Origin of the sequence: Clostridium sp. D43t1_170807_H7 (genome assembly GCF_015555905.1) — a bacterium.
Taxonomy (GTDB): domain Bacteria; phylum Bacillota; class Clostridia; order Clostridiales; family Clostridiaceae; genus Clostridium.
This window is the reverse complement of record NZ_JADNLK010000001.1, coordinates 134,918-147,229: the sequence shown is the minus strand read 5'-3', so window position 1 is coordinate 147,229 and position 12,312 is coordinate 134,918. Positions and strand designations below refer to the sequence as shown.

Here is a 12,312-nt window from a genome sequence, read left to right as displayed (position 1 = left end):
TTGATTCAGCTTAAAGTTGGCTTGAGAAAAATCCAGGTTTTATTAATTTCTTTTTCATACCTTCGATAACTAAAAGGTAAACAGCAGCAGTATCAAATCTAGCATCATGATAATTTCCACTACCTTGGAATAATTCATCAGCTTTTTTGGCAATAGCATCATCAGTAATTCCTAAATATTCAATTGTTTCAGATAGTTTTGGATTTTTAATTCCATTACCATTTGGTGAAGGAATTTTACATATATTTTTATAGTATGCCATAGTACAGAATGTTCTTTTAGGTTCCCAAGTTGCATCTATCATTCCAGCTTCATATAAAGAATTAACTTCATGTTTTAAAAATTTAACATCAAATTGAACATTATGTCCAATAACGAAATCAGCATCAAAAAAATCACTCATGAAATCTTGAATTTGTTCTAAAAACTCTAAACCATCAGATAATTCATAAAGTTTTTCAAGAGAAAATCCATGAACTTCTTGAGCTGCAGGATCCATTTCATCAACTGTAAAGAAAAAGTTTTTACCTATAGTTGTTTGTGGTTTTGTAGATGTATCTACAGTTATATAACTTAACTGGCATATATGACCAGGACGTACACTAGTTGTTTCAGTATCGAAAAATAATAATTTCATCTTTACCTCCAAAAATTTAACTTATTCATTTTATGATATCATAACTTATGTTAATAAACAAATTAATAATAAAAAATCACCTTTATATAATATTAATATAAAGGTGATTTTTTTACTTTAATGTTTTAGATATAATTTTTAATAATTCTATGCAAGTTTCTTTAGTTTTATTATTTTTATCTAAATCAGGATTATATTCTACAAAATCCATAGATCTTACCAAGCTTGTACCTAAAATGGATTCAAGTAATACTTTACTTTCACTAAAAGATAAACCATTATTAACTGGAGTTCCAGTACCAGGAACATATTCAGGGTCTAAACAATCTATATCATAAGAAAGATGAATATTTTTTATGTTTTTTTCTTTTATTATTGATAATAATTCATCAACAACAACCTCAGTTCCTTTAATATTTATATCTTTGTTTGTCCAAACATTCATATTTAATTTATCTATTAAAGCTATTTCTCCAGCATCTAAATCACGACAAGCGAGAATAAAAACATTTTCTGGTTTTATTTTAAAATCATCAAAGAAAATTGAGGTTAATTTTTTATATCCAATTCCCATTGATGCAGCTAAAGGCATTCCATGGATATTTCCAGATGGTGAGGTCTCCTCAGTATTTATATCTCCATGAGCATCGATCCAAATTACAGCTAAATCATTTCCTAAAAATTTACTAGCACCAGCAATTGATCCTAAAGCTAATGAATGATCACCACCAACTATAAAAGGTAAAGTGTTATTTTCTAATGCACTTAAAACTTTAGCAGCTAGTCCATTATTTGCCGCAACAACTTGATCTAAATATTTTAACTTTGAGTTACTTAGGAATTTATCTTCAGCATTTGCTTTTTCAACTTCAATATCTCCTAAATCATAAACGTTATGATTCTCTTGAAAAATATCTATAAGGTTGTTTTTTCTTAATTCTTCAGGTCCCTTTTCTACACCAGGTTTATCACAACCATAAAAAAGAGGCATTCCAATAATACTTATATTCATAAAAAGACCTCCATCGATTATCTAAATTTTACACAATACTTATAATAATACTTAAAATAATATAAGTAAATATTAAATTCTCTTTTATTGATTAAAATATTTGTTTAAAAAAATAAGTATCTTATTTATATTATGTCCAAAATGATAAAAAAGATGTTTTATTTTAAAGGAGTAAATGTATAAAAATGAATTTATTTGTTTAATAAAATAATAAAATAAGAATAAAATAACTATATTGGCATGGCAAATTTACAATAATTATATAAAAATTTAACAAATTACAAAAATATCATTAAAAATTTAAAATTTACTGTAAAATGTGGTATTATTATATTTGTTAATTTATAATTATAAAATTAAAATTACATAAACTATATTTGAAATAATAATGCATACATTTAACTTTTAATATTAAAAATTAATATTTTTGAAGGGATGGAACAGAGATGAGTGAACCAAATAGAAAAAGAAAAAAACGTTCTAAGAAGAAAAGGTGGTCAACTAAAAAGAAAGTTATAGTATCTACAGTTATTGTTTTTGCTTTATTAATATGTACTCTTGCAACAGGATATATGTATATTAGAAGTAAAATATATTCAGGATTAAGTCCTTCAGAAACTATATCTGATACTGAATATAAGGAAGTTGAAGGAATAACAAATGTTCTATTAATAGGAACCGATGCAAGAACATTAGATGAAGCATCAAGAGCAGATTCTATTATAATTGCTACACTAGATAATAATAAAAAACAAATAAGATTAACTTCATTATTTAGAGATACTTTAGTTAATATTCCAGGTCATGGAGAAGGAAAATTAAATGCTGCGTTAGCATATGGGGGACCAGAGCTTTTAATTGAAACTATAAAAGAAACTTATGGAATTAGTCTTGATAAATATGTAATTATTAATTTCTGGGGATTTGAAGCAATTATTGATCAAATGGGTGGACTAGAGTTAAATGTAGAAGATTATATGCTTGATGAGTTAAATAAATATATTGGTGAATCTACAGGTGGAAATGATTGTCCAGTTACAGAACCAGGATTACAAGTTTTAAATGGAAAACAAGCTTTATCTTATGCAAGAATAAGAAAAGGTGTTGGAGATGAATATGCTAGAACAGATAGACAAAGAGAAGTTTTAATAAAGGTAGCAGAAAAGTTAAAAGAAACTAAACCAAGTAAATACCTAGGAATAATGAATAATATGTTAGAGCATATAAAAACAAATATTGAGCCAATACAAGCTTTAAATATGGCATATACTATATATAAATTCCCAAGTTTAGATATTGCACAACTTCAAATACCAATTCCAGAATTAGCTGATGGAGGATTATATAAAAACTTAGGCTGGGTATTCTTAATGGATAGAGAGCAAAATGCTAAGTTCTTAGATGAATTTATATTTGAAGGTAAGCTTCCAAATCCAGATGAATATGATTATAATTCCTTTAATGAAGCAATGTCTGAATACAAATCAGAGTCAGAAGAATATAATAATAAGCATAATATTAATCCAGAAGATTATATAGATAATAGTGAAGATATTGTTATTCCACCATCTAGTAATACAAATAGTAATACAAATAGTAATAGCAATAGTAATAGTAATAGTAATAGTAATAGCAATAGTAATAGTAATAGTAATAGCAATAGTAATAGTAATAGCAACAGCAACAGTAATAACAATAATAATAGTAATAATAGTAATAATGGTGGAACAAGTACAGAAACTCCAAGTACTCCAGAACAACCAGTAGTTCCAGAAGAGCCAACTACGCCAAGTGAACCAAGTACGCCAAGTGAACCAAGTACGCCAGAGGAGCCAAGTACGCCACAAGAACCAGTAGTTCCAGAAGAGACGATTACTCCAGAGAATCCAGCACCTTCTGGAGAGGTTTAAATAATTCAATAAGTTATTTAAGTGTAAAAATATAAAAAGCGATGAGTAAAATCATCGCTTTTATATTTAACAATATTATTAATATAAGTTTATTAAATTATTATTAATATGATAATTTATACCATAATATATGATATAATAATTAAAAGAATAATAGGGAGGAATAAAATAATGAGCTCGTTTAGAATGGAATTATTAGTAATAATTTTGAAAATACCAGCTATATTAATAGCTTTTACTGCCCAAGGTTATGCAAAAGCTTTAGTTGCAGATAAATTAGGTGATAAAACGCCAAGATTTCAAGGTAGACTAACTTTAAACCCAGCTGCACATATAGACTTAATTGGATTTATAATGATTTTAATAGCTGGATTTGGATGGACTAAACCTTTAAACACAAATCCAAGCGCTTATAAAAGAGGATATAAAGATGCAATAAAAGTTTCTATTGCAGCACCATTAGCTAACTTATTAGTAGGTCTTTTAGGAACAATATTATATGTAGGTACATATAAATTTTTATCTAATATCTTACCAGATACAATATACTTCATATTAATTAATATGGTATTACTAATTGCAACTGTAAATGTAAGTTTATTTGTATTTAATTTATTGCCTATACCAGGATTAGCTGGATTTGAAATATTTAGAGATTTATGGCCAAAAACATTTTATAAGGTTTCAGATAAAATATATCAATATCAATTTTTAATACTTATTGCAATTATATTTATCGGTGGAACTATTTTATCAATACCAGTTAACCTTATTTTGAATGGATTTATGGCTTTCGCAAAATTAATATTTGGAATTATTTAAAAGGTGGCAATTAATTTTGCCACCTTTCTTTTTCTATAAATAAATCTCTATGATATATTTCTTTAAAAAACTCTCTACCACGCATTGCTTGATGTATTTCTACATCTAAGTTGCTAGGTGATGAGACAGTAATAATAACTTTTTCATCATCAAAATAAACTCTTAATTTTTTTACTACACCAACAAGACTTCTATCTAAACCTTCAGAAATTTTTACTAATGCACCAATTTTATTAATTATATCAATATCTAGTTTATTGATTAGATAAGAAAATTGAGCTAAAGGTAAATGATAATTATTAAATCTATGAGAAGCTGCAATAGCTGCACTCATTAGATGCTCTTTGTGTGTAAGTTCATTAATAAATGAATTTAAAATAATATAGAAGGAGTGTTTATGATGATTTTGATAATTGATACTAATTCCACAATCATGAAGCATAGTTCCTGTTTTTAATATATTTAAATACTTATCATCTAATCTATGAAGGGGTTTTAATTCTTCAAATAAAATAGATGATAAAAAGTATACTTGTTGTGCATGAGGAATATTAGCATTTAATGAGTTTAATATACCATAAATACTATAATCTAAAATGTTTTCTATTACATCATAATTTTTATAAAGATAATCGTAAAGAAGTCCTTCCCTAATTGAATTATTAGATACTTGTATGTTATCTGGCGATACTGTCTTGGTTATCTCATTGAGTATAAGTAAAGAGCTAAATATACTATCTACCATATCTAAATCAATTCCTTCAACTTTACGACGAAGCTTTAAATCCTTACATTTTATAATGTTGTAAAGTTCATGAATTCCTATTTCAGATAATTCATAATTGTTAATTAATTCTAAGGGATAATGAGTTTTAAATTTATCCATTTTAACCATTGTCTTAGCAAAATCACCTACAATAACTATGGATTCAAATTTATCATTTAGCCAAGATATATTATTTAATTTACTTCTTACGAAAGAGGTGGATTCATCTAAATTTGAATTTAATATCCTATCAGCTATATTGAATGTATAAGCTAAATTTATTCCACCAAAGGGTAGTAATTCCCAATTGGCAATTTCTTTATTTTTTATAGATATTAAATTAGTTGATGTTCCTGTTATTTCAACTATAAGAGAATTGGTTATATTTAAACTTCTATTCACACTTAATGCAGTAAATTTAATTTCTTCTTCAGGTGATAAAACCTTTAAATCTAAATTAAGGTTTAATTTTATCATATCCACAATAGATTCACTATCTTTTAAATCATTAAAAAAACTAGTTGTAATAGTAAATATTTCTTTAGTACCAGAGGCTTCACAAAGAGACTTATATGTTCTTAATGTAGATAGAATATAATTAAATTTTTCGTTACATAAAATACATTTCTTAGATAATTCATAGCAAACCTTAAAAGGAGTCTTTAGTTCATCTATAATTTTAAAATATCCTACATCCTCTACTTCTGCTAGCATTAATCTTATTTTACTAGAACCTATATGAATTATACCAACTCGAATCATATAACACCATTCCTATCATTAATACTTTATATAATTATTATGATATATAAAAATGAAATAAAAATAAAGGTTTATTGACAAAAAATATTTTTCTTAGTTATAATAAATTAAATAAAACTAAATTGAAAAATTAAGTGCTATGGTAGATATATTCGTCTTTTTGTGTTTCAAAGAGGCGTTTTTTTTATTATTGAAGTAAAATATAAAAATAGGAGAAGAAATTATGAATCATAAAAGGAAGGTTGCTGAAGCTATAAGAGAACAGATTGATATAGATTTACATGCTATAGAAGAATTAATAGAAATTCCACCAAACACAGAAATGGGGGATTATGCATTTCCCTGCTTTCAATTGGCTAAGATTTTTAGAAAAGATCCTAATATTATTGCTGAAAAACTAAAGAGGACGTTAAAGCAAGATGGATTTGAAAAAGTACAAAATTTGGGGGCATATGTAAACTTCTTTATTGATAAAAATGAATTTATAAAAAGGACTTTAGAAAAAATACTATCAGATGGTGATAATTATGGGGAGTCTAATATAGGTGAGGGCAAAACTATATGTATTGAATATTCATCACCTAACATAGCTAAACCATTTCAGCTAGGAGATTTATTTAGTACTGTAATAGGAAATTCTCTTTATAAGTTATTTAGAAGAGAAGGATATAAGGTTGAAAGATTAAATCAATTAGGGGATTGGGGAAGTAAATTTGGTAAATTAATATCTGCATATAAAAGATGGGGAAATGAAGAAGCGTTAGAAGAAAACGCAATAGCTGAGCTTTTAAGAGTATATGTTAAGTTTCATGAGGAAGCACAAAAAGATCCATGGTTAGAAGAAGAGGGAAGAGCATACTTTAAAGAATTAAGAAGTAAGAATGAAAATATAAAAGCTTTATGGAAGAAATTTAGAGATTTAAGTATAAGAGAATTTGAAAGTATTTATAATATATTTAATATAAGCTTTGATTCATATGTAGGAGAATCTTTTTATGATGATAAAATTGATAGTGTAGTTGATAAGTTAAAAGAAAAAAGAATATTGTCTGAAAGTAATGGTATGCAAATTGTAATGCTTAATGAATATAATATGCCACCATGTATTATTTTAGAAGCGAATTATGGAGTAAAATGTGCAGTAAGGGATTTAGCTACTGCTATTTATAGAAAAGATACTTATAATTTTCATAAATGTATATATGTTGTTGAAGCTTCAGAGACATTATATTTTAAGAAAATATTTAAAGTTTTAGAGTTGTTAGGGTGCCAATGGGTAAAGGATTGTATTCATGCTAGATTTGGATTAGTTAAGTTTCAAGATAAAAGCTATTTCTCAAGAAAAGGTGAAGTTGATATTTTAGATGATTTAATAAATAGAGCTATAGAAAAATCCTTAGAAATTATAAATGAAAAGAATTCAAGCCTAGAAAATAAAGAAGAGGTGGCTAAAAAAATAGGAGTAGGAGCATTAATATTTACTTATTTAAAGAATTCAAGAGAAAAGGATATAGTATTTGATTTAAATGAAATTATCTCATTTGAAGGTGAAACTGGTCCATATATACAGTATGTATATTCAAGAGCTAATACTATATTAAAAAATGTTGAAGAATTTGATATAACTCCTAATTTTGGAAAGATGAATTCTAAAGAAGAAATTAAACTAGTTAAGACCCTTGAAAGCTTTAGTAATGCAATTAATGATGCCACAGAGAAATTAGAGCCTTCTATAATAACAGAATATACAGTAAAAGTTGCTAATACTTTCAATATGTTTTATAATTCACATCTAGTATTAAATCTAGAAGATAAGGAATTGATGAAAGCAAGATTAATTTTAGTTGAAGCTACTTGTCAAGTTATTAAGAATGCATTAGATCTAATAGGTATTGAAGTAGTAGAAGATATTTAAGTTAGTTATCTATCTTAAAATTAGTTGAAATTTAAGATAATCTTAATATATAATTTACAGTATTTTTGATATAATAAGTATAACAAAATATGGTAAATGGTGGTGAGAAATTATTGTTTTTAAAAAATAATAAATATAAGGGTTTAATAACAGCTGTATTAATTACTATAGTAGTGGCATTGCTAGCTTTTAAGCTAATAGATAACATTGAAATATTTATTAATATAATAAAAAAGTTTATTTCCTTATCTATGTCATTTATTTATGGAATAGTAATTGCTTATGTTTTAACTCCAATTGTGAAATTGTTTGAGGTAAAAGCAAAATTAAAAAGAGGAGTATCTATAGCTTTAACTTACGCTATTTTAATTGGAGGAATAACTATTTGGGGATTATATGGAATACCAGGCTTAATAGAAAATATAAAGGATATAGGAAGCGACATACCTAGTTATATAAATTCTATGGAGGATGTTGTTAATGATGTTTTAGAACAAGAGCAATTAAGTAAGATTATAAATAACATAGGTATTAATATGAATGTTAATACATATATAGATAAAGCTGGAGAAATAGTTATGAGCGCAATAGAAGGCTCATTAAATAAAGTAGTAAGCTTATCATCAATAATTTTTAATATTATTATAGGATTATTAGTAGCTATATATATTCTTATAGATAAAGAGAGATTATTACATGAATGTAAAAGAATTATGTATTTAATTTTAAAAGAAGAGAAAAGTAATAAGGTAATTGAATTTATTAAAACTTATAATTCTATGATAGTAACATATATAGGTATAAAGGCAATTGATTCAATGATAATAGGTATTTTAGCTTTTATATTACTAAATATAGTAGGATCTGAATATACAATATTACTGTCTATATTAGTTGGAATTACAAATATGATACCTTATTTTGGTCCATTTGTAGGTGAAGTTATAGGTTTTTTAATAAATGTATTTGTATCGCCTATGAAGGGAATAGTTGTATTTTTAACATTATTCTCATTACAAATGTTTGATGGATGGTATTTAGATCCTAAACTTATAGGTGATAAAGTTGGGGTAAGACCATTTTGGATTATATATGCAGTTGTAATAGCAGGAGGCTTTTTTGGGCCTATAGGAATGCTTCTAGCCTCTCCAACAGCAGCAACAATTAAGATATACTATGGAAAACTTTTAGAGAAGAATAATGTTATAATTTAATTGTTATAAATAGTATAAAAAATAAGAACTGCAAAATTTGCAGTTCTTATTTTTTATACTTCGAGCAGTGAGATGAACAACTTCCGCAGTTACAACCACCCTTTGAAGATTTTTTTATGTTTTTAAATATTATATATCCAGCAACTATAATTAATAAAGCTGCAATAAAAATTTCCAAATAAATTCACCTTCTTTTAAGTAAAGATTCAAATCCTTTTTTTAGGTTAAATAAAGAATGAACCTATATTAAATACTAAGAATGAAACTATCCAAGCTAAAACTAATTGATAAGTTACAGAGAATAAAGTCAATTTTGAACCAAATTCCTTTTTCATAGTACCAACAACAGTAATACAAGGTGTATAAAGTAAAACAAACACTAAGAATGATAATGCTGATAGTGTAGTAAAGTGGAGTGGTAACATTGTTTGTAGATCACCAGCAAAAATTACACTCATTGAAGAAACAACAGTTTCTTTAGCAATTAATCCTGTTAATAATGATACTGATGATTGCCAATTACCAAAACCTAGAGGCTTAAATATAGGTGCGATAAAACCACCTACAGAAGCTAGTATACTATCATTAACATCTGTCATTCCAGAAAAATTAAAGTTTGATAAGAACCATAATATTATGCTCATTGCAAAAATTAATGTACCAGCTTTCACTAAAAATCCTTTAGTTTTTTCATATAATTGATTTAAAAGATTTTTTAATGATGGTAATTTATATTCAGGTAATTCTATAAGTAGCGGTTCTTCTTCATTTTTAAATATTGTATGTTTAAAAATTATACCAAGTATAAATGCTAATAATATACCTAAGAAGTAAAGTGAAGCTACAACTAACCCTATACTATTAGGGAAAAATACAGCTGCAAATATACTATAAACAGGTAATCTAGCATTACAACTCATTAAAGGAATTAATAAAGCAGTAAGTTTTCTATCCTTTTCACTTTCTAAAGTTCTTGCTGTCATAATAGCAGGAACAGAACATCCAAAACCAACAATCATAGGAATAAATGCTTTTCCTGATAAGCCCATCTTTCTCATGATTTTATCCATTATAAAAGCAACTCTTGCCATATATCCACTATCTTCTAAAATAGTTATGCAAGCAAAAAGTGATAATATTATAGGTAATAACACTAATATTCCACCAACACCACCTATAATACCATCTATAATTAATGATTGGAACCAAGGTGCAGTTCCTTGAATTAAACTTTCAATTATAGGAACTAAAGAGTCATTTAATAATGAATCTAATAAGTCTGAAAGTGGTTGTCCTATCCAAGAGAATGTTATTTGGAATGTTAAAGCCATAATTATAAAGAAAATAGGATAAGCAAGCCATGGATTTAGCATTATATTATCTAATTTTTCCTTTATAGTTTTTGTAGCTTTGTTATCTTTTTTAGTACATTCACTTAATAAGTTTTCTATGTAAACATAAGTTTCTTTTTCACTTGAAAAATTATAATCATTATTATCAACTTTATTGTTGTCAATATTTTTTAAAGCTTTTTTTACATCATCTATACCTTGTTCCTTAGACGCTTGTATAGGAACAACAGTTACCTTTAAAAGTTTTTCTAATTTTTTATAATCGATATCTATACCTTTTTTTTCAGCTACATCTATCATATTTACAGCTAAAATAATAGGTTTTTTAAATTGCTTCAGTTGCATTGTTAAATATAAATTTCTGTCAATATTAGAAGCATCAATAATATTTAATATTAAATCAACTTGTCCATTTTCTAAGAACTCTTTTGATATTTTTTCTTCATTTGAAAAAGTATCCATAGCATATATACCAGGTAAATCTACTATTTTAAAATCATCAAAAAAGCCTTCTTTTTTATCTACAGTTACTCCTGCCCAATTACCAACTCTTTGATTAGAACCAGTTAGGCTATTAAAAAGTGTAGTTTTTCCAACGTTGGGGTTACCAAGCAAAGCTACATTTTTCATTTTGTCATCCCCTTATTTTTATAATTAAGCTGTTAAAATAATATTTTTAGCATCTTTTTTACGTATAGCTAAATCAAAACCTCTTAGGTTGACTACTAAAGGATCACCTAAAGGAGCAATTCTTTTTAATTCTATTTCAGTTCCTTCAATAAGTCCTAAGGCATAAAGTCTTTTACTAAGTTTACTATTTCCGTTTATTTCATATATCTTAGCTTTTTCTCCAACCTTTAAATCACAAATACACATTTATATCACCTCTAATTGAAAATCATTATCAGAAAATCTAACATAATATATAATATCAATAAAATATAGCTTGGTCAATATAAGAACCATATAAAAAACAAGTTTGCTATATATTTCAAAAAGTAAGAAGTATAAAAGGTATTCACTATATTAATAACATGATATAATAAAAAGATATAGATATAATAACTAAAAACAGGAGATAAATAATGTAAGAAAGAGTGATAGCGTGATTATTCGAGAAAATCTTGTTGATGTAGAAGAGTATAATCTTAAAAGAATATTAGAAGGTAAGGAGGTGCAGTGTAAGCCAGAAGAAATTATATTTTTTGATTTAGAACATTATGTTTATAAAAAACCCAAATGTATAGGAGTATTTGGAGCATGTATATATAATAATGTTGATAAAAAGATACATGTAACTCAATATATGATAGAAAATAAGAGTGAAGTAGTTGAAATACTTATACTTGCAAAAAAATATTTTACAAGAATGAAAAAAATGGGCAAAAAGGTTATTGTTACTTTTTCCGGAAACAATGACTTTACAGTAATAAAATATTTATTTAATAAATATAATATTTATTTTGATTTTGAAAAGGAGTTTAAATCCTTAGATATACAAAAGGAATATGAAAGAAATATGAATACATCTATAGGTCTTAAAAATTTAGAAAAGATTTTTGATATATATAGAGAAGGAGAGGTTATTAGTGGTTCGAATTTGGCTAAAACATTTCATAAAGTATTAAAGGATAAAGAGTATATTGAAAGAATGCCAAAAGAAAAAATAGAAACAATATTATTATATAATGAGCAAGATGTAGTAAATCTATATAAGATTTTTATTACTTGGAAAGACTATATACAAAGTGAAGATGAAGTAGATGAAGTAATAGAAGTTGATAGTCATAAAGACAATATAGAAATTACTGAGGAAGAATCTGATAATAAGGAGGTTATAGAAGAGAATAAAGAAGAAATAGAAGTAAATGAAATTGAAAATACTGAGGATTGTATTGTAGATTAAAGTTATATTAATTTAA

Annotated in this window: 11 protein-coding genes; 5 read left to right on the top strand and 6 right to left on the bottom strand. The window is 26.0% G+C overall.

The genetic code is table 11. The features are described from left to right. Positions 1–10 precede the first annotated feature (10 nt). Both I2E98_RS00705 and rocF read right to left on the bottom strand, forming a co-directional pair. Entirely contained in the window at positions 11–637 is a 627-nt protein-coding gene (locus I2E98_RS00705) for a 3'-5' exonuclease (RefSeq protein WP_195467066.1), read from the bottom strand. 112 nt (positions 638–749) lie between these two features. After that, the gene (gene rocF, locus I2E98_RS00700) at positions 750–1,649 is read right to left on the bottom strand and encodes an arginase (protein ID WP_195467065.1); all 900 of its coding nucleotides are present in this window, start codon (positions 1,647–1,649) and stop codon (positions 750–752) included. Positions 1,650–2,095: 446 nt separating this feature from the next. Here rocF and I2E98_RS00695 point away from each other — a divergent pair, with 446 nt between their 5' ends. Then, entirely contained in the window at positions 2,096–3,559 is a 1,464-nt protein-coding gene (locus I2E98_RS00695; RefSeq protein WP_195467064.1) for an LCP family protein, read from the top strand. A 171-nt stretch (positions 3,560–3,730) separates the two neighbouring features. After that, positions 3,731–4,381 carry a site-2 protease family protein gene (locus tag I2E98_RS00690; RefSeq protein WP_243250869.1) on the top strand — a complete coding sequence of 217 codons (651 nt, stop codon included), beginning with the start codon at positions 3,731–3,733 and terminating at the stop codon, positions 4,379–4,381. A 10-nt stretch (positions 4,382–4,391) separates the two neighbouring features. Here the strand turns inward: I2E98_RS00690 and I2E98_RS00685 are convergent, their stop codons facing one another. Next, the gene (locus I2E98_RS00685; RefSeq protein ID WP_195467063.1) at positions 4,392–5,909 is read right to left on the bottom strand and encodes a Ppx/GppA family phosphatase; all 1,518 of its coding nucleotides are present in this window, start codon (positions 5,907–5,909) and stop codon (positions 4,392–4,394) included. Between the two features lie 223 nt (positions 5,910–6,132). On the opposite strand from I2E98_RS00685, the gene argS reads away from it, so the two are divergent. Next, a complete protein-coding gene (gene argS / locus I2E98_RS00680; protein WP_195467062.1) occupies positions 6,133–7,824 on the top strand; it encodes an arginine--tRNA ligase in 1,692 nt (563 codons plus the stop codon). 113 nt (positions 7,825–7,937) lie between these two features. After that, positions 7,938–9,038 carry an AI-2E family transporter gene (locus tag I2E98_RS00675; RefSeq protein ID WP_243250867.1) on the top strand — a complete coding sequence of 367 codons (1,101 nt, stop codon included), beginning with the start codon at positions 7,938–7,940 and terminating at the stop codon, positions 9,036–9,038. A 46-nt stretch (positions 9,039–9,084) separates the two neighbouring features. Here I2E98_RS00675 and I2E98_RS00670 read toward each other — a convergent pair whose 3' ends face one another. The 3 genes from I2E98_RS00670 to I2E98_RS00660 are packed head-to-tail and all read right to left on the bottom strand — an operon-like array spanning position 9,085 to position 11,266. Continuing rightward, positions 9,085–9,216 carry a FeoB-associated Cys-rich membrane protein gene (locus I2E98_RS00670; RefSeq protein ID WP_195467060.1) on the bottom strand — a complete coding sequence of 44 codons (132 nt, stop codon included), beginning with the start codon at positions 9,214–9,216 and terminating at the stop codon, positions 9,085–9,087. Positions 9,217–9,262: 46 nt separating this feature from the next. Then, positions 9,263–11,020: a ferrous iron transport protein B gene (gene feoB / locus I2E98_RS00665; protein ID WP_195467059.1), complete on the bottom strand. Its 1,758-nt coding sequence runs from the start codon at positions 11,018–11,020 to the stop codon at positions 9,263–9,265. A 24-nt stretch (positions 11,021–11,044) separates the two neighbouring features. Then, positions 11,045–11,266 carry a ferrous iron transport protein A gene (locus tag I2E98_RS00660; protein ID WP_195467058.1) on the bottom strand — a complete coding sequence of 74 codons (222 nt, stop codon included), beginning with the start codon at positions 11,264–11,266 and terminating at the stop codon, positions 11,045–11,047. A 229-nt stretch (positions 11,267–11,495) separates the two neighbouring features. On the opposite strand from I2E98_RS00660, the gene I2E98_RS00655 reads away from it, so the two are divergent. Further along, positions 11,496–12,296, top strand: coding sequence for a ribonuclease H-like domain-containing protein (locus I2E98_RS00655; RefSeq protein ID WP_195467057.1), 801 nt, complete (start codon positions 11,496–11,498; stop codon positions 12,294–12,296). The last annotated feature ends 16 nt before the right edge of the window (positions 12,297–12,312 follow it).